This window comes from Mucilaginibacter ximonensis (assembly GCF_042686265.1).
Taxonomy (GTDB): Bacteria; Bacteroidota; Bacteroidia; order Sphingobacteriales; family Sphingobacteriaceae; genus Mucilaginibacter; species Mucilaginibacter ximonensis.
The window spans coordinates 93035-114097 of sequence record NZ_JBHUPD010000002.1 but is presented as its reverse complement, the minus strand read 5'-3'; the positions used below and the strand labels follow the sequence as shown (position 1 = coordinate 114097).

At 44.4% G+C, this 21063-nt stretch carries 21 protein-coding genes; 8 read left to right on the top strand and 13 right to left on the bottom strand.

Translation table 11 applies throughout. The features are described 5' to 3' along the window. Positions 1 to 51: 51 nt before the first annotated feature. The 3 genes from fabD to ACFS5N_RS08160 form a co-directional block, all read right to left on the bottom strand. Complete coding sequence (gene fabD, locus ACFS5N_RS08170; protein WP_377184122.1) at positions 52 to 933, bottom strand: ACP S-malonyltransferase; 882 nt, start codon at positions 931 to 933, stop codon at positions 52 to 54. Between the two features lie 128 nt (positions 934 to 1061). After that, the gene (folE, locus tag ACFS5N_RS08165; RefSeq protein ID WP_377184120.1) at positions 1062 to 1700 is read right to left on the bottom strand and encodes a GTP cyclohydrolase I FolE; all 639 of its coding nucleotides are present in this window, start codon (positions 1698 to 1700) and stop codon (positions 1062 to 1064) included. Positions 1701 to 1709: 9 nt separating this feature from the next. After that, the gene (locus tag ACFS5N_RS08160) at positions 1710 to 2126 is read right to left on the bottom strand and encodes a 6-pyruvoyl trahydropterin synthase family protein (RefSeq protein WP_377186528.1); all 417 of its coding nucleotides are present in this window, start codon (positions 2124 to 2126) and stop codon (positions 1710 to 1712) included. A 161-nt stretch (positions 2127 to 2287) separates the two neighbouring features. Here ACFS5N_RS08160 and mqnB point away from each other — a divergent pair, with 161 nt between their 5' ends. Next, positions 2288 to 2953 (top strand): futalosine hydrolase, encoded by a 666-nt coding sequence (mqnB, locus tag ACFS5N_RS08155; RefSeq protein WP_377184118.1) that lies wholly within the window; start codon positions 2288 to 2290, stop codon positions 2951 to 2953. A gap of 82 nt (positions 2954 to 3035) precedes the next feature. After that, on the top strand, positions 3036 to 3902 hold the full coding sequence (locus ACFS5N_RS08150; RefSeq protein WP_377184116.1) for a menaquinone biosynthesis family protein: 867 nt from the start codon (positions 3036 to 3038) through the stop codon (positions 3900 to 3902). Positions 3903 to 4040: 138 nt separating this feature from the next. Here ACFS5N_RS08150 and hflX read toward each other — a convergent pair whose 3' ends face one another. Continuing rightward, on the bottom strand, positions 4041 to 5225 hold the full coding sequence (gene hflX / locus ACFS5N_RS08145; protein ID WP_377184114.1) for a GTPase HflX: 1185 nt from the start codon (positions 5223 to 5225) through the stop codon (positions 4041 to 4043). Between the two features lie 355 nt (positions 5226 to 5580). On the opposite strand from hflX, the gene ACFS5N_RS08140 reads away from it, so the two are divergent. Further along, a complete protein-coding gene (locus ACFS5N_RS08140) occupies positions 5581 to 5724 on the top strand; it encodes a hypothetical protein (RefSeq protein WP_377184112.1) in 144 nt (47 codons plus the stop codon). Further along, positions 5709 to 6008, top strand: coding sequence for a type II toxin-antitoxin system RelE/ParE family toxin (locus ACFS5N_RS08135; RefSeq protein WP_377184110.1), 300 nt, complete (start codon positions 5709 to 5711; stop codon positions 6006 to 6008). Before ACFS5N_RS08140 ends, ACFS5N_RS08135 begins: the two co-directional genes overlap by 16 nt. A 77-nt stretch (positions 6009 to 6085) precedes the next feature. Here ACFS5N_RS08135 and ACFS5N_RS08130 read toward each other — a convergent pair whose 3' ends face one another. Further along, a complete protein-coding gene (locus ACFS5N_RS08130; protein WP_377184108.1) occupies positions 6086 to 7753 on the bottom strand; it encodes a 2-oxo acid dehydrogenase subunit E2 in 1668 nt (555 codons plus the stop codon). A 71-nt stretch (positions 7754 to 7824) separates the two neighbouring features. Then, positions 7825 to 8820 carry a pyruvate dehydrogenase (acetyl-transferring) E1 component subunit alpha gene (gene pdhA, locus ACFS5N_RS08125; RefSeq protein WP_377184106.1) on the bottom strand — a complete coding sequence of 332 codons (996 nt, stop codon included), beginning with the start codon at positions 8818 to 8820 and terminating at the stop codon, positions 7825 to 7827. 392 nt (positions 8821 to 9212) lie between these two features. Here pdhA and ACFS5N_RS08120 point away from each other — a divergent pair, with 392 nt between their 5' ends. Then, complete coding sequence (locus ACFS5N_RS08120; RefSeq protein WP_377184104.1) at positions 9213 to 9809, top strand: C40 family peptidase; 597 nt, start codon at positions 9213 to 9215, stop codon at positions 9807 to 9809. A 68-nt stretch (positions 9810 to 9877) separates the two neighbouring features. Continuing rightward, on the top strand, positions 9878 to 11017 hold the full coding sequence (locus ACFS5N_RS08115; protein WP_377184102.1) for a CapA family protein: 1140 nt from the start codon (positions 9878 to 9880) through the stop codon (positions 11015 to 11017). A gap of 4 nt (positions 11018 to 11021) precedes the next feature. On the opposite strand, the gene ACFS5N_RS08110 is transcribed toward ACFS5N_RS08115, so the two are convergent. The 3 genes from ACFS5N_RS08110 to ACFS5N_RS08100 all read right to left on the bottom strand — a co-directional run bounded on the left by ACFS5N_RS08110 (position 11022) and on the right by ACFS5N_RS08100 (position 12003). After that, positions 11022 to 11228 carry a hypothetical protein gene (locus ACFS5N_RS08110; RefSeq protein ID WP_377184100.1) on the bottom strand — a complete coding sequence of 69 codons (207 nt, stop codon included), beginning with the start codon at positions 11226 to 11228 and terminating at the stop codon, positions 11022 to 11024. A 210-nt stretch (positions 11229 to 11438) separates the two neighbouring features. Continuing rightward, entirely contained in the window at positions 11439 to 11633 is a 195-nt protein-coding gene (locus ACFS5N_RS08105) for a hypothetical protein (protein ID WP_377184098.1), read from the bottom strand. A 181-nt stretch (positions 11634 to 11814) separates the two neighbouring features. Next, positions 11815 to 12003 (bottom strand): hypothetical protein, encoded by a 189-nt coding sequence (locus tag ACFS5N_RS08100; RefSeq protein ID WP_377184096.1) that lies wholly within the window; start codon positions 12001 to 12003, stop codon positions 11815 to 11817. A 67-nt stretch (positions 12004 to 12070) separates the two neighbouring features. Between ACFS5N_RS08100 and ACFS5N_RS08095 the strand changes: the two genes are divergently transcribed. Together ACFS5N_RS08095 and ACFS5N_RS08090 are read left to right on the top strand one after the other, a co-directional pair. Further along, entirely contained in the window at positions 12071 to 13012 is a 942-nt protein-coding gene (locus tag ACFS5N_RS08095) for an SPFH domain-containing protein (RefSeq protein WP_377184094.1), read from the top strand. An 81-nt stretch (positions 13013 to 13093) separates the two neighbouring features. Further along, positions 13094 to 13660 (top strand): DUF922 domain-containing protein, encoded by a 567-nt coding sequence (locus tag ACFS5N_RS08090; RefSeq protein ID WP_377184092.1) that lies wholly within the window; start codon positions 13094 to 13096, stop codon positions 13658 to 13660. Positions 13661 to 13767: 107 nt separating this feature from the next. On the opposite strand, the gene ACFS5N_RS08085 is transcribed toward ACFS5N_RS08090, so the two are convergent. The 4 genes from ACFS5N_RS08085 to ACFS5N_RS08070 form a co-directional block, all read right to left on the bottom strand. Beyond that, complete coding sequence (locus tag ACFS5N_RS08085) at positions 13768 to 16398, bottom strand: ligase-associated DNA damage response DEXH box helicase (protein WP_377184090.1); 2631 nt, start codon at positions 16396 to 16398, stop codon at positions 13768 to 13770. A gap of 90 nt (positions 16399 to 16488) precedes the next feature. Beyond that, on the bottom strand, positions 16489 to 19353 hold the full coding sequence (locus ACFS5N_RS08080) for a M16 family metallopeptidase (protein ID WP_377184088.1): 2865 nt from the start codon (positions 19351 to 19353) through the stop codon (positions 16489 to 16491). Between the two features lie 136 nt (positions 19354 to 19489). Beyond that, a complete protein-coding gene (locus tag ACFS5N_RS08075) occupies positions 19490 to 20578 on the bottom strand; it encodes an acyltransferase family protein (protein WP_377184086.1) in 1089 nt (362 codons plus the stop codon). 40 nt (positions 20579 to 20618) lie between these two features. After that, a complete protein-coding gene (locus tag ACFS5N_RS08070; protein ID WP_377184084.1) occupies positions 20619 to 20972 on the bottom strand; it encodes a four helix bundle protein in 354 nt (117 codons plus the stop codon). Between the last annotated feature and the right edge of the window lie 91 nt (positions 20973 to 21063).

Below are 21063 nucleotides of genomic sequence, written 5' to 3'. Positions count from 1 at the left end.
CCGCTTTAGTTTGCGGCTTTAAAAAAAATTATTGCTTAACGTGCATTTTTATTAAGCTAAAGAAGCACTTGATGTTGGCATTGCGCGGTCAACTTTTTTAACCAGGCCCTGCAAAACATTCCCCGGGCCCACTTCTGTAAATGAAGTAGCGCCATCTTCGATCATGCGTACAACGGTTTGTGTCCATTTAACAGCGCCGGTTAACTGGGCTATAAGGTTCTTTTTGATGTGCTCAGGGTCAGTATATGGCCTGGCATCTATATTTTGATAGATAGGGCAAGACGGGGTGTTAATTGTAGTGTTCACGATTGCGTGCTCCAGCTCAACCCGGGCGGCTTCCATTAGCGGCGAATGGAAGGCACCGCCTACATTTAATTTCAAGGCACGTTTTGCGCCGGCCGCAGTCATCAGTTCGCAAGCTTTGTCAATGCCTGAAATGGTGCCTGAAATTACCAGTTGCCCGGGGCAGTTGTAATTTGCCGGAACTACCACGTCGCTGATGCGGTGACAAATATCTTCAACTGTAAAATCATCCAGACCCAAAATAGCAGCCATGGTTGATGGTTGTATTTCGCAGGCTTTTTGCATGGCATTGGCACGGGCCGCCACTAAACGTAAGCCATCCTCAAACGATAAAGCGCCTGCAGCAGTCAGCGCTGAAAACTCTCCAAGCGAGTGACCTGCAGCCATTTCCGGCGCAAAGTCAGGTAAAATTTTGGCTAAAATAACCGAGTGTAAAAATATAGCCGGCTGCGTTACTTTGGTTTGTTTAAGGTCCTCATCAGTACCGTTAAACATAATGTCAGTAATGCGGAAGCCCAATATTGCATTAGCTTGCTCAAATAGTTCACGCGCCTGCTCAGATTGCTCGTAAAGGTCTTTGCCCATACCTACAAACTGCGCGCCCTGTCCTGGAAAAATATATGCTTTCATTGGTTAGTTAATAGTTTATTAAGTTGATTGAGTGAGTGGTTGTTCATGTAAAATTAGAAATAAGTTTTTTTTTGATAGTTGATTAATAAATGGTGATAAACCATTCACTTAATCAACCACTCACCCAATCAACTCAATTTCTGTGATATCAAATTCAAAAACTCTGCCCTTGTTTTCTCCTGGAAAAAACCGCCTGAGAATGCCGAGGTGGTAGTAACTGAATTTTGTTTTTGCACGCCGCGCATACACATGCACAGATGCCGGCACTCCAGAACTACGCCTACCCCTACAGGTTGTAAGGCATCCTGTATACAGTCGCGTATTTCGTTGGTTAAACGTTCTTGTACCTGTAAGCGGCGCGAGTAAGCATCAACCACACGTGGTATTTTGCTCAGCCCCACCACATAGCCGTTGGGGATGTAAGCAATATGCGCTTTGCCAAAGAATGGCAGCATATGATGTTCGCACATGGAGTAAACCTCAATGTCTTTTACAATTACCATCTGGCTATACTCTTCTTTAAAAAGCGCCGAGTTTAATATCTCTTTGGGGTTTGCATCATAGCCCTGCGTTAAATATAACATGGCTTTAGCCACTCGCTCAGGGGTTTTTAACAAACCCTCGCGACCGGGGTGTTCGCCCAGCAGGCTCAGAACCTCTTTGTAATGGCCAGAAAGGCTCTCGATCAATTCAGGGTTATAACGGTCAATTTTTTCGTAACCGTAAATGTCGTCATCCCTGTCGGGAATGTTGTTGTCGTTGATCATGTTGTGGGTTTATTCGCCAAAATACTCGGCCGAGTTATTCTCGGTCTCATATAATTTCACAGAATGTAAAAACACACCCTCGTAGGCTTCAATAGGTGCTTTAAGCTGGTTAAATATCTCGATACAAAGCAACTCGGTCGATGCCATTTTGCCTTTCATAAAATCAACATCCAGGTTAATGTTTTTATGGTCGAGCTTTTCAATAACATATTCATGTATGATAGTTTTAAGCTCTTTTAAATCTATCAGGTAACCTGTTTGGTGGGTAACCTGGCCTTTAACCGTTACAAATAAATTGTAATTGTGCCCGTGCCAGTTGGGGTTGGCGCATTTGCCAAACATCTCAAAGTTTTTCTCTGCAGTCCATTCATCACGGTACATGCGGTGTGCTGCATTAAAATGTTCTTTGCGCGTTATATGTATCATCATAATAATTACGGCGGCAAATATACAAAAGTTTTAAACAGGCAATTTTATTTCGGGCGCCGGCGTTTGTGTTTAGTATAACAAATGACGCCGCCATGAGGTTTGGCCATAACCCGTTGCCTATTAAAATTTAATTATATTAGCATAAAACTAAGCCGCCTATGCGCATACTTATTGTTGTAGCTACCCAGCCCGAGGTTGAACCTTTAATGCAGGCCCTGGGCATGCAAAAATCAGACGAGGCAGATAATCTTTTTGTGCCCAGACATACTTCAGTGGCCAACTGTTCGGTTTTAGTTACCGGCGCGGGCATGGTGCCTACGGCTTTTGCTTTAGGAAGGCATTTGCCGCATAACGTTTACAACCTGGTGATAAACCTTGGGATTGCAGGCAGCTTTGACCGTAATATTCAATTAGGGAGTGTTGCCGAGATCACCAAAGATACCTTTGCCGAATTAGGCGCCGAGGATGACACTCGTTTCATCAGTATTGAGCAACTGGGTTTTGGCGCCAGTATTTTTGCGCCAACCAGCAGTTTAGATCATTTTACCAAAAAGCTGACGGCGCCGAAGGTGTCGGCCATTACGGTAAACACCGTTCATGGTAATGATGCCAGCATAGCTAAAATAGTGGAACGTATAAATCCACAACTGGAAAGTATGGAAGGGGCGGCATTCTTTTATGCCTGCCATGCTTTGAAGGTGCCCTGTGTACAAATCAGGGCAGTGTCAAATTATGTCGAAAAACGTAACCGCGACAACTGGCAGATAGGGCTTGCTGTTAAAAATCTGAATACATTTGCGCTGGATTTGATCAGAGAGCTTTAATAAGTTTTACGTGAGACGTTTGACGTCGTACGTGTTTTCTTAGATAGTTCTTACATATAACGTCCAACGTAAAACGTACAACATGAAACTAACACTCGGCTTTTCGCCTTGCCCTAATGATACCTTTATTTTCGACGCGCTAATACATCATAAAATTGATACCGAAGGCCTGGACTTCGAGGTTTTTTATGACGATGTGGAAACGCTTAACCAAAAAGCCTTTCGCGGCGAACTGGATATTACCAAACTAAGCTACCATGCCTTTGCTTATATTGTAGATAAATATGTGTTGCTGGATGCGGGCAGCGCATTGGGTTTTGGCGTTGGACCGATGTTGATTTCGGATTTCGAAATTTCGATATCGGATTTAAAAAATAACAAAATCTTAAATCGTAAATCTGAAATCGTAAATCCACTGATCGGTATCCCCGGAAAATATACAACCGCTAACTTTTTGTTGGGACTGGCATTTCCTGAAGCTACCAACAAAGTAGAGCTGGTATTCTCGGACATAGAAAATGCCGTACTGGAAGGCCGTGTTGATGCCGGACTCATCATCCATGAAAATCGCTTTACCTACCAGGACAAAGGCCTGAAAAAGATCATTGACCTGGGCGATTACTGGGAAAAGGAAACCGGCTGTGCCATTCCGCTGGGTGGCATTGTGGCTAACCGCAATTTACCTGCAGATGTTCAGCACAAAATCAATCGCGTGTTGCGTAAATCTGTCGAATTTGCTTTTGCTAACCCGAAATCGGGTTTGGAATATATCCGCGAGCACGCACAGGAAATGAGCGAGGAGGTGATGTATAAGCATATCGAACTGTACGTGAATAAATATTCAGTTGATCTGGGTGAAGAAGGGCGTAAGGCTATTCAGCTGATGTTTGATACAGCGCTGGAGAAAGGTATTATTCCGGCGATTGGGAAAGATGTTTTCTTAACCTAAATTCTCTTTTATTATTCTGAGCATAGCGAAGAATTTTATCGCTTATACAAGATTCTTCGCTATGCTCAGAATGACAAGTTTATTTAAACAAGAAAGGGTGCAGCAACGCTGCACCCTTTCTTGTTTAAGTGATCAGGCTTAATACAACAAATGATCATACGGATATCTATCCACATGCAACTGCTTGATGTAATCATAAAGCACTGATCTGAACTCGTCGATATTCTCCTTGTTTGTAGCCGATATAAATACAGCCGGGCTGCTGTTTTTAGCCATCCAGCTGTGTTTAAAGTCTTCCAGTGTTACCGGTTTAACCTCTTCGTCAGGCGTCATCTGCATGGGCTTAAATGCATCTATTTTGTTGAAGACGGTGATGGTCTGTTTGTCTGATGCACCCAGGTCTTTCAGCGTTTCATTTACCGCGCGGATATGATCCTCAAAGCTTGGGTGCGAAACGTCTACCACGTGTACAAGTAAGTCGGCTTCGCGCACTTCATCAAGTGTCGATTTAAAACACTCAACCAGGTCATGCGGTAATTTGCGGATAAAACCAACCGTGTCCGACAACAGAAACGGTACATTCTCGATCACTACTTTACGTACAGTCGTATCCAGCGTTGCAAATAATTTGTTCTCCGCAAACACGTCCGACTTCGATATCATGTTCATGATGGTGGATTTGCCAACGTTGGTATAGCCTACCAGCGCTACACGTACCATTTGTTTACGGTTTTTGCGCTGGGTTTCGTTCTGGCGGTCTATCAGTTTCAGGCGCTCTTTAAGCAATGATATCTTGTCCAAAATCAAACGGCGGTCGGTTTCAATCTGGCTCTCACCCGGGCCACGCATACCGATACCACCTTTTTGGCGCTCTAAGTGCGTCCACATACGGGTTAGGCGCGGTAACAGGTATTGCAGCTGCGCCAGCTCAACCTGCGTTTTAGCCTGAGCCGTTTGTGCGCGATTGGCAAAGATGTCCAGGATCAGGTTATTGCGATCAAGGATCTTTACCTGCAGCTCATTCTCGATGTTACGAAGCTGCGATGGTGACAACTCATCGTCAAAAACCACCATGTCTATTTCTTCTGACTTTACATAAGCTTTGATGTCCTCCAAACGGCCCGAGCCCACAAACGTAGCACGATCAGGTTTAGACAATTTTTGGGTGAAGACTTTCTCCGTTTTTGCACCGGCAGTTTCCACCAGGAATTCAAGTTCTTCTAAATATTCTTTTGCGCGTTCATCGCTTTCATTGGCGGTAATAACGCCAACCAGCACGGCACGCTCCTGCTTGATAGCAGTGTCATAAAATTTTTGTCTCATTAATATTGATTTATCAATCAAAATGCCAAGTTACAAAAAGCAATAAGCTGTTGTAACAGGTCTGCCATTTAATTGCAGCAGCTTTAATTAACTCTAAAATGGATGGGGATGACTATGCCGGATTTTTCGGTTTGAATAAGCTATAGTCTATCTGTTAGAATCACATGGTGTGTGGTATTGAAGTATTTGTTGGGGCAAAGATAGAAAAAATAAACTAACTGCAGTAGGCACTGGCATTGTTCGATATATCTAAATTACTTAACTTTATATTATGACATTGTTAGAGCGCAAAATATCCCTTCACAAAAAAATTGATAATCTCAATGATGAAATGCTTTTGGAAAAGCTTGAATCTATGATAGATCATTCAGAAAAGGTGTTTGTTATACCGGAGCATATGAAGGAGGGTATACGAGAGGGTTTAGAGGATATCAAAAACGGAAATGTTATCACGATGGAGGAGTTGGAAAAGAAATATGAAAAATGGCTCAAAGAATAGTCTTTTCCAAGAAAGCCGAAATAGACTTAGAAAGAATTATCGAGTTTAATAACAGGAGAAATCAATCAGATACTTATTCAAAAAAGCTTTTCTCAAGATTAAATCGTCGATTAAAGCTACTGTTAAAGCAACCTTTTAGCGGAATTAGAACTGATTTCGATCAAGATTATTTAGGTGATCCATTCTTACTTGTTTGGGATGCTTATTATATATTTTACACCTACAATGGTATTATATTAGAGGTTGCCCGTATATATCATCAAAAAGAAAACATCCATCGCTAATTATTCTATAAACAAAAAGAGCGACAGGTAATCCCATCGCTCTAATTCCGAAATCGAAAATTCGATATCCGATTAACCTATATCAGCAGCCTTACCGGCTCTTCTAATAATTGTTTTAAGGTTTGCAGGAATGCCGCAGCGCTTGCGCCGTCAACCACGCGGTGATCTGAGCTTAGCGTTACTTTCATTACGTTGCCCGGAACAACCGCGCCATTTTTAACTACCGGAACAGCCTGGATACCGCTAACTGCCAGGATACAAGCGTTTGGCGTGTTAATGATAGCTGTAAACTCGTCAACACCAAACATACCTAAGTTTGATATGGTGAAGGTTGAGCCTTCCATTTCGTTTGGCTGCAGTTTTTTAGCTTTTGATTTCTGTGCAAACTCCTTAACCTCAACCGACAAGTGGCTCAATGATTTGTTATCGGCAAATTTGATCACCGGTACCAGCAACCCTTCGTCAACCGCAACAGCTACACCGATGTGTACGTGCTCATTGGTGCGGATCTTGTCGCCCAGGAAAGATGAATTTATAGCCGGGTGCTGTCTTAAAGCAATCGCCGCAGCTTTAACTACAAAGTCATTAAATGATATTTTAACCGGTGCAACCTCATTGATCTTGTTACGTGCGGCGATAGCCTGATCCATATCGATAGACATAGTTACGTAGAAGTGAGGGGCGGTAAACAAGCTGTCAGACAAACGACGTGAAATAGCCTTACGCATTTGTGTAACCGGGCGTTCCGTAAATTTCTCTTCGCCGGTAAAGCTTGGTAACACAATAGGAGCAGCAGCCGGTTTTGCCGGAGCGCTACCTTGCGCAGGAGCACTTTCAGCAGCCGGAGTGGCAGCTGGTGTAGCTCCTGGTTTAAAGTCCTCTATGTCCTTTTTAACAATGCGGCCACCTTCTGCAGTACCTTTAACTGCATTCAGGTCTATGCCTTTTTCTTTAGCTATTTTACGAGCCAATGGCGATGCTTTTACGCGGCCGTCGCTATGTGAAGTTTCTTTTTCTTCTTCGGCAGCAGGAGCTGTTGCAGCAGCGGCAGGAGCGCTTTCAGCAGCCGGAGCGGCAGCAGGTGCAGCAGCGCCGCCATTGTCTTGCAAGAGCGGGGTAATGTCTGTACCTTCTTTACCTACAATAGCAATAATGCCATTAACAGGTGCAGCTTCGCCTTCTTTTACACCTATATATAATAGTGTGCCGGCTTCGTAACCAACAACTTCCATGGTGGCCTTGTCGGTTTCAACGTCAGCTAACGAGTCGTCAGCCCTTACTTTATCGCCAACTTTGAAGTTCCACTTATTAATTACGCCTTCAGTCATGGTGTCACTTAGCAACGGCATACGGATAACGGTGGCCGGTATGCTTGACAGATCAACTTTAGGAGCAGCAGGTGCGCTTTCAGCGGCCGGAGCAGTAGCAGCGGCCGGTTTTTCTTCGGCAGCAGGAGCGGCGGCAGGCGCAGAGCCGGCGCCATCTAAGGCAGCTTTATAATCTTCGCCCTCTTTGCCTAAAACGGCAATTACAGCGTCAACAGGTGCAGCTTTACCTTCTTCTATACCGATGTACAGTAAAACGCCGTCCTGGTATGATTCAAAATCCATGGTGGCTTTATCGGTTTCGATCTCGGCCAATACATCGCCCGATTTTACCTTGTCACCAACTTTTTTATGCCATTTTGCAATGACACCTTCAGTCATGGTGTCACTCATCTTAGGCATTTTAACTACTTCGGCCATATTATATTAGGATGAATAGGATATTTTAATTTTTGTATTAAGTTTTTAGTCTAAAGTCTCCCGACTAAAAACTAGTCCATAATGTATGGATAATCTTTTTGCACGTAAACATCAGTATATAACTCTGATGCTTCAGGCCATGGCGATTCTTCGGCAAATTTTACTGATTCATCAACCTCGGCTTTTACCTTGGCTTCAATTTCTTCAAACCATTTCTCATCAGCATACTTATTTTGTTCAATAGTAGCTTTTACCGCCTCAATAGGGTCTTTTGCTTTGTAGCTTTCCAACTCTTCTTTGGTACGATATTTTTGAGGGTCAGACATTGAATGGCCCTTGTAGCGGTAAGTGCGCATTTCCAGGAAGGTTGGGCCTTCGCCGGCACGTGCACGTTGTACAGCTTCGTCCATGGCGTTATGTACGGCAACCGGGTCCATACCGTCAACCGGCGATGAGGGAATACCGTAAGGCAAGCCTAATTTATAAATATCGGTTTGTATGGTGGTACGTTGTACCGAGGTGCCCATAGCGTAACCGTTGTTTTCGCAAATAAATATTACGGGCAGTTTCCACAAGGCCGCCATATTAAAGGTTTCATTTAAAGCACCCTGACGTACGGCGCCATCGCCCATGTAGGCAACGTTAACAAAATCAGTGCCCTTATATTTTTCGGCGAAAGCAATACCGGCACCCAGTGGAATCTGTCCACCAACGATGCCATGACCACCGTAAAAATGATGCTCTTTGCTAAACATGTGCATTGAACCGCCTTTGCCTTTTGAGCAGCCTGTAGCCTTGCCATAAAGCTCGGCCATAACCTCCTTGGCGCTTACGCCTTGTGCTAAAGCATGGGCGTGATCGCGGTAAGCGGTTATCAGACTGTCGCCTTTTTTCAATACCGACATCGCGCCGGCTAGTACTGCTTCCTGACCAATATATAAGTGGCAAAAGCCCCTGATTTTTTGCTGCCCGTACAGCTGTCCTGCTTTCTCTTCGAATTTACGCATCAAAAGCATAGACTCGTACCACATTAAGTAGGTGTCTTTATTTATTTCGATTGAACTCATTTGTTATTACAATCTGGATTTGTAGAATGCGCAAATCTAATACTATCTTACAAATAATGGAAACCCCAACGTATTTGTTGCGAAGTTTTATCAAGAAATGTGAGCTTAAGTTGCTTTGAACAAGCTTGTATGCCTGTAAGCTCAGCAAAAGCCCCCATGTAGTTTTAAATAATATTATAAAGTGATGACACTGGCAGTTAATTGTTCAAGGCCCTAATCCATTTAACTCACGATTAAGTTTATTGACAAATGTGGAAAATTAATAAATGTGAATAAAATGTAAATTTTGTTTGCCTTTTACATAAAAATGGATAGTTTTGTATGCAACCTGATCGAAAGTGTGTAACAAAGAGGACGATGTGTCCGTAAAAGAGAACGAAAACTAGCGATTAATGAAGAAAACAGTACTGGCAATAGCCCTATTATTCAGCGTGTTAGCAGCTCAGGCTCAAACAAAAAGTGTTCCAACCCCTGCGCAAGACAAGTCTGACGACCAGGAAAGTTTAGCAAAAGATTATCTTTCACAAATTATGCATGTTGCGGTATCTGCAACATCAAACATGAAACTTTTTGATTTTGTGTACGAGTGGATTGGTACGCCTTACCGTTTCGGTGGTGGTACTAAAAAAGGTATTGACTGCTCGGGTTTCACCAAAACATTATATAGCCAGGTTTTTAATGTAGATATTAAACGTAACTCGCGCGACATTTTTAGCATGGTTAGCCCGGTTAAAAAAGACGAGTTAAAAGAAGGCGATCTGGTTTTCTTTAAAATACACAGCCGCAGCATTTCGCATGTGGGTATTTATTTAGGCAATAACCGTTTTGCGCACGCTTCATCACGTGGTGTGGCCGTGAGCAGCCTTGACGACGATTATTATAGCCGTTACTTTTACAAAGGCGGCCGCGTATTGTCGGCCTTCAGAAAAGAATTGTTGGGCACTGACGCCGGCGCTGAAAGCATGGGTGAAGAAAACCCGGGACAATAATTGACGTCGAAATAAAAAGATATTTAAAAATCCTTTCGTTAATTAGCGAAAGGATTTTTTTTGCGCCTATGAGAAACCTTATCTGTTTAATTGCGCTTGCATTTTTGTTTTTTGCCGATGCCTGTGTACAGCGGCAAGAGGTCAAAATTAATTCAACATACCTTAATGTTGCCAAAGTTAAACATAATGCCGCCAGGCAGGTTAAAGATACCTTATGCATTGCTGCTGTAGGCGATATGATGCTGGGCACCTCGTTCCCTGATTCTACTTTTTTACCCGCGGATAGTGGCCGTAACAGTTTTATGCAGGTAAAGAAATACCTGCGCGATGCCGACTTTGCCTTTGGCAATTTAGAAGGTACCCTGGCCGACAAAGGCAGTCCCGGATTAAACAAACAAAAATTTACCACCCGGCAGTTTTATTTCAGAATGCCGGAAAGCTATGCCTGGATATTTAAAGATGCAGGTTTTAAATTGTTAAGCCTGGCCAACAACCACAGCGGCGATTTTGCAGATAGTGGCCGCAGGAGTACCATGCGCGTTTTAGACAGTGTGGGTATTAACTACGCAGGTTTGGTGGTATGCCCTGTTGCGCAGTTTCAGATCAATGGCGTAAAATATGGGTTTTGCTCGTTCGCACCTAACTCGGGCACAATGGCTTTGTACGACCTGAAAGGCGCGGCGCAAATCATAGCCGACTTGAAACAGCAATGTGATATTGTGATCGTGTCATTTCATGGCGGAGGCGAGGGGCCAGAATTTGAACACGTACCACCCGGGGACGAAATTTATCATGGCGAACCTCGCGGAAACGTACGTGCCTTTGCACATACCGTTATTGATGCCGGGGCCGACGTGGTTTTTGGTAACGGCCCGCACGTTAGCCGAGGCATGGAACTTTATAACCAGCGACTGATTGCCTATAGCCTGGGTAATTTTTGTACGTATAAAAGTGTAAGCATCAGCGGCGTATGTGGCATAGCGCCCTTGCTAAAGGTAAACCTTAACAAAAAAGGTGAGTTCTTGAATGCACGGATCATATCAACCCAACAATCGCGCTTAAATGGTTTGTCGGTTGATACTTTAAATCGCGCAGCAAAAAAAATTAAATGGCTTACTGAAACTGATTTCCCGCAGGGCGGCTTACAGCTTACTGATGACGGTGCAATTACTTCAACAGCTAATGACGCTGAACTGGCACAGCTTTAATGGCCTAATAGTCGTCGGGGTGTTTTTTGTATAGTTGGCCCACGCCTACAAAGGTTATTACTATTGACGATAGCAGCACACCGGCAGCAGCATTTCTATTCATCCCTTCGCCAAACTGGCACAATGCTGCGTAAATTATACCAGCCACGCCCAATAGGGTTAATATGATGCCCACAAGCTTTGATTTGTTATTGGTTTTGGTTTGCGTCATAATTAAATAAAGTTTTTTTAAAATGGTTATGATCGGCAAAAATCGATAAGGATTAACTAAAAGGCAATACCGTTTACAGGGTATTTTTCAACATGTCGCAGGCATATTTACGAAAGCAAACAACCTGTGGTTTTAATATTTTAAGGGAAGGGGTATAATAGGGTATTAACGCCGCGTTTGAATGTGCAGATCTGTGATGTCTTTACCTGATTAATGATCGGCGCGATGCGAAAGCTGATCGCGAAGCAGAGACACGCCGGCAAAAAACAAAATACACGACAGCAGTACCGCGCCTGCAAAAAAACCACGGGTGATATACACCATAAAGAAACCGTATAATGACAAGGTGATGCCGTTAATACCTATTAACGTTAATATCATTCCTAAATTTGATTTTGATCGCATGGCTTATCTGTTTAATTGTGTAACAGATAATTCAAAATGTGCACCAATGCAATACTTTAGCTAAAGTAGCTTCAAAACACCCGGTTTGATTAAAAATGAATGGTTTTTTATGGGATAAAACGCCCCGCATTTCCACAAAAAGCGGGGCGTTGTTGTAACAAAGGGCAGTCGCTTTAGTCTACTATGCAGCTTCGTCTTTGGTATTACGCACCAAACTTATGCCGGTGAAAAAGAAAATGATAGCAATAATGCCAATCACCGTAAGGTTGGTGTAATTACCGCTTCGTTGAATAATGCTAACGCCAGTGTAAATAAGGCCTATAATGCCTAAGATTGTAAGGATGGTACCAAAAGTTCTTTTTACGTTCATAGTTCCGTTTATTTTAAAACAAGCAATAAATAACACTATATTTATTTCCAACTAAATCTTAAAAGTCATGAATGGCCAAATAGTTTCGTTAATTATTATTTTTATTTTGCTGGTAGTTGTTTTTTCGTCGTTTGTTACGGTTAAGCAAGGTACCATTGTGGTGATAACTGTATTTGGTAAATACCGCCGCATATTAACTCCGGGCTTAAATTTCAAACTGCCACTTATTGAGGCCGTTTACTCAAAAATATCTATCCAGAACCGCTCTGTCGAACTGGAGTTTCAGGCGGTAACTTTTGACCAGGCCAATGTTTATTTTAAGGCGATGCTGTTGTTCTCTGTACTTGACCAGCAGGAAGAAACCATTAAAAACGTAGCTTTTAAATTTGTTGACGAACGTAACCTGATGCAAGCCCTGATTCGTACGGTTGAAGGTTCAATCCGTGCCTTTGTGGCTACCAAGCGCCAAAGCGAAGTGTTGATTTTGCGCCGCGATATAGTAGAGCACGTGAAAGAGCAATTAGACCACACGTTGGAAAGCTGGGGCTATCATCTGCAGGATCTGCAATTAAACGATATTACTTTTGACGAGGTAATTATGAAATCAATGAGCCAGGTTGTGGCCTCAAACAACCTGAAAGCTGCAGCCGAGAACGAAGGTCAGGCTTTATTGATCACTAAGACCAAGGCTGCCGAAGCTGAGGGTAACGCCATCAAGATTTCGGCCGAGGCCGAGCGCCAGGCGTCGCAGTTAAGGGGGCAGGGTGTGGCCTTGTTCCGCGAGGAAGTTGCTAAAGGTATGACCGCGGCTGCCAAAGAAATGGACGCGGCTCACATGGACACCTCGGTAATTTTATTTACCATGTGGACTGAATCGATCAAGCACTTTGCCGAAAATTCAAAAGGTAACGTAATCTTCCTTGACGGCTCGACCGATGCTATGCAGAAAACTATGAAAGAAGTAATGGCCATTAACACATTACAAGCGGCAGAAAAGGGTAAAAAATAAATTGCTCGTTAAATTAATAATAGGATAAACCTTTGCATTTTGGCCTAGTCCAAAAGGGCAAATATTTAAACTATTAATTTAATGAGATTGATTTTTGTGGGGATGATCTGCATTTTAGGCCTGACTTTGTGCGTTGTTGATTCTGCCTTTGCGCAATCCGGCTACAGGCAATTAACAGCAAACGATTTTAGAGGCGTCCCGCAGGTTACCGGCGATAATACCGTTGCTCACACCAAATGCACTATTGATTTTAAATACAACCTTGCCGGCGTGCAAGACGGCGCGTACGTGCTCAATTTTGATGTCAGGTTGCTTTTGCGCCCCGATAAATCCTGGATTGACTTTCGGCGCGTGAATTCGCAAGCCATGCTGCGGCGGGTGCTTAACCATGAACAAGGGCATTATAATATATCATGCCTTGAACAACAGGAAATTTTACGCGAATGTAATCGTATGCGTTTTAGTGAGAATTACCGCTACGAAGCCAGCACACTTTTTAACCGTATCCATAATAAATATGCGGTGCTCAATGAAAATTATGATGAAGATACCCGCCACATGCTTGACGATAAACAGCAGCACAGCTGGGATGTGTACTTTCAGCGCCGTTTGATGTATGAACCACCGGTTGCGAAAGCGGGATACTAACCAGATTGCTAAGCTGTCATCCTGAGCAATAGCGAAGGATCTTGTATAAGCGACTAGAGAATCGTATAAGATCCTTCGCTCTCGCTCAGGATGACAGCTTTTTTATATTAAAAGCCTTTTTTACGCACCACTCCCGGTTTGCGCTCTTTCTTTTTACCTTCAGTAACAGCAACGCCCTCGGCGCCGTATTGTCGGGCCATTTTTGCTATGCGGTCCTCCAAACTTTCGGTGGTGAATTTTTCGCGGCCCAGGCTGTCAACCATAATAGGGAAAGCAAACGGAGTAGGGCGCTCCACGGTTTTAAGGATGATATTTTGGGTTTGTATGCGCTGCAACGCAGCGCGAAGCCTGAACTCTTCTAACTGGAATGCCAAAGCCTCGTTATAAGCTTGTCGCACCAGTAAATTATCGGGTTCATACTCGCTGAAAACATCAAACAGCAATGACGACGAGGCCTGCAAATGTTTATTCTTAACCTGCTGACCCGGATAGCCGGTAAATACCAGTCCGCCGATGTGAGCGATATCTCTGAAACGACGGCGCGCCATTTCGTTGGCATTTAAGCTGTGCTGGATATCCTCTATCAGGTTATCGATGCTGAAAAACTCAGTATCTTCTAAAACTTCTTCTATCGGTACGTCATCATCGGTCAATAACTCAAAACCATAATCGTTCATAGCAATGGAAAAGCTTGCCGGCCTGATACGTGAAATACGATAAGCCAGCAGTGAGGCCATGCCCTCATGCACCAGCCGCCCCTCAAAAGGATAAAAAAGTAAGTGATGCCCCTCGCGCGATTTGAATGATTCGATCAAAAACTCGTGGCTCTGAGGCAGGTGCGACAGCGACTTTTGTAAATCAAATAAAGGTCTGAGCTCTTTAACCTCAATGTCTTTCTCGATGCCATGCGCCACTTCGTCAAGCTTATCCCTGAAAACAGCGGCCAGTTGCGATGAAAGCGGCATGCGTCCGCCGTTCCAGCTGGGTATCAGTCCTTTGTTTTTGGTCGATTTTTTAACGTAGGCAGTCATTTCCTTTATCCGTACAAATTCCAGGCTGCGGCCTGCAAACCAAAAGGTATTGCCTGGTTTAAGTTTGGAAATGAACGATTCTTCAACCGTCCCTAAACTGCCGCCGCTAAGCCATTTCACGCGGATGTTCATATCGCTGGTAATGGTGCCTATGCTTAGCCGGTGGCGCATGGCCACCCGCCGGCTAAATACTTTATAAACGCCATTCTCAATCTCCACCTTTAAAAACTCATCATATTGTGCCAGCGTTTTACCGCCGTTGGTAATAAAATCAAGTAACTGGTTAAACTCCCCTCTGCTCATATCGGCAAAAGCGTAGGTGGTTTTCACTTCATCAAAAAGCTCATTGGCCGTAAAACCGTCAGACACGGCCAGCGTAACCATGTATTGAATGAGCACATCCATAGCCAATAACAGCGGGTCGCGACTTTCAAATATTTTGCGTTTAATGGCTTCTTTCAAGGCGGCGCCTTCCAGCAGCTCTAGCGAGTGCGTAGGTACAAAATAAGCTTTTGATACAGCGCCCGGATGGTGCCCGCTGCGCCCGGCGCGTTGCATAAACCGGGCTACACCTTTAGGGCTGCCCACCTGGATCACCGTATCCACCGGGCGAAAGTCGACTCCCAGATCCAAACTCGACGTGCATACTACTACCTTCAAAGCTTCGGCATGCAGGGCTTGTTCCACCCAATTGCGCAGCTCATTATCCAACGAGCCATGGTGCATGGCCATAACCCCGGCATATTCCGGGTAGTTATCTAAGATAGCATGATACCAAATCTCAGACTGCGAGCGGGTATTGGTAAAGATCAAGGTGGTTTTACTCATGGCGACAATCTCCATCACCTGAGGCAGCAGCTTCAACCCAATATGACCCGCCCACGAGTAGTTCTCAATGTTTTCGGGAATTATAGATTGGATATCCAGCTTCTTATCTACATTGGCGCGCACCATCTTGATCTGGTTGGCAGGGAAGTCAACGCCCAGCAACACTTCGGCAGCTTGTTCAAGGTTACCAATGGTAGCGCTGATTCCCCAGATTTTTAGTCTTGAGTCTCCAGTTCTGAGTCCCAAGTCTTTTTTTAATTTCTGGCTTAAGGCTTTAGCCCCCCGACTCTCGACATCAGACTCAGGACTCAAGCCTCCAGACTCAAGACTCAGCCCTTTCAACCTGCTCACCCCCAGTTCTACCTGCACGCCGCGTTTTGTGCCCAATAGTTCATGCCATTCGTCAACCACCAAAACCTGCAGGCTTTGAAATATTTTAGGGTACTCTTTTTGCGCCAGCATCAGGTGCAGGCTTTCGGGAGTAGTAAGCAACACTTCGGGCAGTTTTTTCTTGAGCGATGCTTTTTCGGCGGCGGGGGTGTCGCCGGTGCGGGTGGCAATTTTCCAGGGAATCTCCATGTCGTCGCAAACCTCTTGCATCGCTTTGCGGATGTCGTTGGTGAGCGCGCGCAGCGGCGTTATCCAGAGCATTTGCAGGCCGTTATTCTGGCGCGTTTTGTAGTCGGGATGTTTATTAATGAAATCGGCCAGAAAAGGAAGAAAAAGTGCAAAGGTTTTACCGCTGCCCGTGGGTGCGTTAAGCAAGCCCGAGTAACCGGACAGGTAAACCTCTTCCATTTCGCGCTGAAACGGAAACTGCTCCCAGTTTTTACGCTGGTACCAATCCTGTATAACCTGTTGCCCGGGGCTCATCATCATTTAGCTAACAAAATACTAATTCTTTTGTGATGTAAATAAAAAGTCCCGCCCATACCGGGCAGGACTTTTTATTTCACCGGCCAACGCGGCTTATTTCTTTTCAGGCAATAATATCAGTTTAATCAGGTTATTGCCCAAATACTTATTGGCTGCATCTTTTAATGCAGCTGCATCAATTTTTTCCAGGCCCTGCATTCGCGACAACAATTTATCCGGATCTTCCTGGTTCTGGGCAGCGCTTGTCAGGGCAGCCTGCCAAAAGGCGTTTTGTTTATATTGGGCCTGTAAGTTACGTGCTTCGCGCTCCACAAAAACCTGAGTTTCTTTGGCCGTCGGTCCGCTTTGTTTTAGTTTGTTTATTTCGCCCAGCGTGTAAGCTATAGCTTTGTCGGTATTACCGGCATCGGCCAGGAAAGCAATAGTCACTTTATAACGTCCTTCGGGTATTTTAACATAGCTGGCACGCACGCTTGGCGAGTAAATGCCGTTGCCGTCTTTTAGCGAGTCAACCAAACGCATATTAAGTGTTTCTTCCAGGCCATCCATTGTCAAATTGTTGGCATCATTATAATCATAAGCGCCATCAAATACCAGTTGCACCGTCGATTTATCGCTCACGCCTTTAGTTACCGTCTTGGTGATTTGGCCTGCCGGCGGATGAATGCCCAGATTTTTAAACGTCTCATGGGTATTGCCTGATGGCAGGCTGGCTATATAAGTAGCCACAAACGGAATGATGTCTTTTACGGTAAAGTCGCCGGTAATGGTAAAAGTAAAGTTGCTGGCGTCGGCAAAACGGGCCTTGTAAAAATCAAAAGCTTTGTCAAGGCTGGCAGCGTTTAGTTTTTCGGTAGTTGCAGGCATAACGCGCGGGTTATAGCCGCCTAAAACAGCCTGTACAGTGTCCTGGTAAACAACCCCTGGTGTATTCGCATTTCTGGTAAGCGCCGCTTTGGCCTGCTCTATATAATTCTGCCAAACGGCAGGGTCTTTACGCGGATTGGTAAAATACAAGTAAAGCAACTGCATGGCCGGCCCAAAGTTATCAGCCTGCGCAAACCCGGTTACGCCTTGCGAAATATCACTGATATACGGGGTAAGGCTAAACCCTTTATCGCCAATCATTTTGTTAACCTGGGTTTGATTGAATGTGGCCACCCCGCTTGAGCCTATTATCTGCGCAGCAATATTAGCCGACGTAAAGTCGGCATCCGGAGCTAAGGAGGTGCCCCCCAATGCGTACGCTGATATCAATACCTGATTAGGCTCAAAAGTGGTAGGCTTCAAAATTACTCTTGCTCCGTTTGATAATTTAAGGTTGATGACCGATAGCGTGCTGTCAACCTTAATGTCATTAACTTTCCCCGGGGTAGGTAATGTTGCCATAAAAGGTATGGCGCTGTCATCAACGTACGCGGTTAGGCTGTTGCCCGCGTCGGCTTCCCATTTAAGCAAGGTTTGCTCATTGGGCAGCTTGTCTTTATCAGAATCGTCGGCCTCAACTAAAATTACCCGGTTTTGGCTTGATATTAATTTGCCTGCCAGTGCATTCAGGTCGGCCACTGACACCTTGCCAATATTGTTTACGTAATAATCATACTCATAGTCAATACCCGGTATGCCTTGTTTAACAATAAAGGCGTGCTCATATTCAGAAGCATAACTTGCCGAGGGCGAGTTGTCTTTGGCCGAATAAGAAGCAGATACCTGTTGCAGGACATTTTGCTTAGCACGTTCAACTTCGGTTATAGTAAAACCAAACTTTTTGGCACGTTCAAGCTCGGCCGCAACAGCTTTAAAACCTGTTTCCAGATCAGCTGCCGATTTTGCTAATGCCAGCGTTGAAAATGCATCTTGTTTGCCAATAAACTCAGCGTAGCCCGACTGCCCGTAACGTATAGGTGGCGATGGGATTTTAGTAAGGTCTGTTATACGATTATTCAATAACTGATTGAATAATGATATGCGCATATTCTGCAGCATATCGCCCGGCGTCTTTACAATTAACGACGGATGCTTGGACACAATCTGAACAAACGTATACGGGAAACCTTTTTCGGTAACAAACTTTACAGAAGTGCCCGCTGTAGCAGGAGATGCATATTGCGGCAGCGGCTTTTCAGGTACAGGGTTTCTGAGTGATGCAAAGCTGAATTTGATCATTTCCAAAACCTTTTTCGGGTCAAAATCGCCGACTGCAACTACAGCCTGCATATCGGGGCGGTACCAGTCGTTATAAAACCCTTTTATAGCGGCCAGGTCGATGTTTTTTAATGTGGCCTCAGTTCCAATTGGCGAACGGGCACCGTAGCGGGAATTGTTGAGCAGCAGAGGCAGGGCAGCCTGCTGCAATTTGCTCTGTGGATTTTTACCACCCTCGGCTGCTTGAGCCGCCAGCAAATTTTTTTGTGCAGCCAGCGCGGTCGGATCAAAAGTGATACGTGCGGCCCAATTAGCCAGTATGTTAAATCCGTCGGCAAATGTTTTGGCTGTATCCGTTGGTACAGATAGTTGATAAGTGGTTTCGTCGTATGATGTAAAGGCGCTGGTATCGGCGCCAAACCGATCGCCTGTTTTTCTTAAAAAACCAGTCAGATCTTGTTTTGAGAAATCGCGCGTGCCCTCAAAGGCCATGTGCTGCACCAGCATAGCCATGCCGCGTTGTGCGTCGGTTTCTAAAACAGAGCCTGCCTTGGTTACCAGCATTAATTGGGCCCTGCCTTTCGGCTGGTTGTTGGGTTTAATATAATAGGTTAAACCGTTGGGCAATTTACCGGTAAGTACGTTTGGGTCCACCGGTAATACTTCCGGATTTCCCGGTTTAACTGATGATCTTGCTGTGTTAGTGGCTTTATTCGCGGGGGTAGTAGTTTTCTTTTTAACCTGTGCAATAACACTGCTGGTAGTTAAAAGCAGTGCCGATGCACCTAAAAAGGCGGTTTGTTTAAAATTCATCTCAAAATAGTGGAATATATTTCTGCTAAGATGCAAAAACGCTAATAATAGGCAAAAATTATGACGATGTTTTATACCTGCGATGTTTTTATTCCGGCTTGATAGCCAGGTTTTTGCCATTATACGACGACAGAGCTTAAACTTTAATAAAAATACGCCGCTTGTATAGTATCCACATCACCACCCAAATCAACAACGTCATTATAATGGCGTAGGCCGCCGATGCATTTTTGGGCGATAGGTAAGGCTGGAAAAGTATCTGGTATAAGGTTGAACTGCCAAGTTTGATTTTATTGATATAGTGCGGAATAAAATCTGACAATACATAGGCCGTAATAGCATTCATCCCGAAAGGTAAAAAGAAAGTAGTAAAGCGTGTACGGCCCTGCACATCAATTAACCAGTAAGAAGCTGCTAACGCGATGGTTGACCAGCCGCCTGCATACAGCACAAATGAACTTGTCCATAATGCTTTATTGATGGGGAAGAACATATCCCATATTAAACCCGATACTACGGCCAATATGCCATAAAAAAACATCCAGCTAACTTTGGTGGCGTCGTCGCGGTCTTTACGTTTTAACCAGGTGCCCACCCGTATGCCAAACAGGCCTGTCGCGATAGCGGGGAGCGTGCCCAATAAGCCTTCGGGGTCCCAGGTATGCGATTCGCTCCAAAGGTGATTGGTGGTAAACACCAGCCTGTCCAGCCAGGCGCCCATATTGGTTTCTGGGTCCAGGCTGGCTACATGTGTGTCAGGCACGGGTACAAAACTCATCAGCATATAATAGCCAATAAGCAGGATGGCAAATAGCCAGTCGCGAACCTTTTGCGATGTTTTGATAAACAACAGGGCGCAAATTATGAAGACCAGGCCAATACGCTGTAACACTCCCGGGAACCGAAGATGCTCAAACCCGGGATGCAGAATAAGTTGAATCCCCAAACTTATGGCAATTAAAATAAGCCCGCGGCGCAAAGCTCCCCACAACATTGCGGCATGGTTAGCAGGCTCTGCAGCCTTGCGTTCCATCGAGTAGACTATTGATACACCGACGATAAACAGAAATGTCGGGAAGATCAGATCGGTAGGTGTACAGCCGTTCCATTTAGAATGTTCAAGCGGGGCATAGATATTGCCCCAGTCGCCCGGGTCATTAACCAGCACCATAGCGGCAACTGTAATGCCGCGAAAGACATCGAGGGAAAGCAGGCGTTTGGTCATTTAAGTTTTACGTTGGACGTATTACGTAATACGTTTTCTTTTATTTCCTTACTTTTTCAATCAGGTTTATATTCATCGCTCTAATTTTATTTACTACTTCGTGAAGACTATCAAAGGTATTATTTGATAGATAGCTTAAATCTTTAGCCAATAGTAGCAAATAATCAGTTTCATTTGTTGAACCTAATGCAATTTGTAGAAAGTTAGCAAAATCTTTTGAAGAATAACGTCCGCATCCCTCAGCTATATTGCACGGAATAGAAACTGCAGCCCGGCGTAATTGAGAAGTGATTCCAAAAGTTTCATCTTTCGGAAAGGATTTGCTAACCTCATAGACTTGTAACGTAAATCTGTGCGCTTCTTGCCATAGCATAAGGTCTTTAAAATTTTGCATGATGTCGAGTTTAAGTGTTGTTTGTTATGAAAAGCAAGTTTATATTGCTTTTCATAACAAACAACACCTGCACATAACAGCTAAAAAAACG

Excerpts from the sequence above, each read along its gene's own strand:
- ACFS5N_RS08160 (WP_377186528.1), bottom strand. The coding sequence starts at position 2,126 with ATGATACATATAACGCGCAAAGAACATTTTAATGCAGCACACCGCATG.
- ACFS5N_RS08075 (WP_377184086.1), bottom strand. The coding sequence starts at position 20,578 with ATGACCAAACGCCTGCTTTCCCTCGATGTCTTTCGCGGCATTACAGTT.
- ACFS5N_RS08130 (WP_377184108.1), bottom strand. The coding sequence starts at position 7,753 with ATGGCCGAAGTAGTTAAAATGCCTAAGATGAGTGACACCATGACTGAA.
- ACFS5N_RS08080 (WP_377184088.1), bottom strand. The coding sequence starts at position 19,353 with ATGAATTTTAAACAAACCGCCTTTTTAGGTGCATCGGCACTGCTTTTA.
- ACFS5N_RS08110 (WP_377184100.1), bottom strand. The coding sequence starts at position 11,228 with ATGACGCAAACCAAAACCAATAACAAATCAAAGCTTGTGGGCATCATA.
- mqnB (WP_377184118.1), top strand. The coding sequence starts at position 2,288 with ATGCGCATACTTATTGTTGTAGCTACCCAGCCCGAGGTTGAACCTTTA.
- ACFS5N_RS08095 (WP_377184094.1), top strand. The coding sequence starts at position 12,071 with ATGAATGGCCAAATAGTTTCGTTAATTATTATTTTTATTTTGCTGGTA.
- ACFS5N_RS08150 (WP_377184116.1), top strand. The coding sequence starts at position 3,036 with ATGAAACTAACACTCGGCTTTTCGCCTTGCCCTAATGATACCTTTATT.
- folE (WP_377184120.1), bottom strand. The coding sequence starts at position 1,700 with ATGATCAACGACAACAACATTCCCGACAGGGATGACGACATTTACGGT.
- ACFS5N_RS08135 (WP_377184110.1), top strand. The coding sequence starts at position 5,709 with ATGGCTCAAAGAATAGTCTTTTCCAAGAAAGCCGAAATAGACTTAGAA.
- ACFS5N_RS08100 (WP_377184096.1), bottom strand. The coding sequence starts at position 12,003 with ATGAACGTAAAAAGAACTTTTGGTACCATCCTTACAATCTTAGGCATT.
- ACFS5N_RS08085 (WP_377184090.1), bottom strand. The coding sequence starts at position 16,398 with ATGATGATGAGCCCCGGGCAACAGGTTATACAGGATTGGTACCAGCGT.
- ACFS5N_RS08105 (WP_377184098.1), bottom strand. The coding sequence starts at position 11,633 with ATGCGATCAAAATCAAATTTAGGAATGATATTAACGTTAATAGGTATT.
- hflX (WP_377184114.1), bottom strand. The coding sequence starts at position 5,225 with ATGAGACAAAAATTTTATGACACTGCTATCAAGCAGGAGCGTGCCGTG.
- ACFS5N_RS08120 (WP_377184104.1), top strand. The coding sequence starts at position 9,213 with ATGAAGAAAACAGTACTGGCAATAGCCCTATTATTCAGCGTGTTAGCA.
- ACFS5N_RS08090 (WP_377184092.1), top strand. The coding sequence starts at position 13,094 with ATGAGATTGATTTTTGTGGGGATGATCTGCATTTTAGGCCTGACTTTG.
- ACFS5N_RS08070 (WP_377184084.1), bottom strand. The coding sequence starts at position 20,972 with ATGCAAAATTTTAAAGACCTTATGCTATGGCAAGAAGCGCACAGATTT.
- ACFS5N_RS08115 (WP_377184102.1), top strand. The coding sequence starts at position 9,878 with ATGAGAAACCTTATCTGTTTAATTGCGCTTGCATTTTTGTTTTTTGCC.
- ACFS5N_RS08140 (WP_377184112.1), top strand. The coding sequence starts at position 5,581 with ATGATAGATCATTCAGAAAAGGTGTTTGTTATACCGGAGCATATGAAG.
- pdhA (WP_377184106.1), bottom strand. The coding sequence starts at position 8,820 with ATGAGTTCAATCGAAATAAATAAAGACACCTACTTAATGTGGTACGAG.
- fabD (WP_377184122.1), bottom strand. The coding sequence starts at position 933 with ATGAAAGCATATATTTTTCCAGGACAGGGCGCGCAGTTTGTAGGTATG.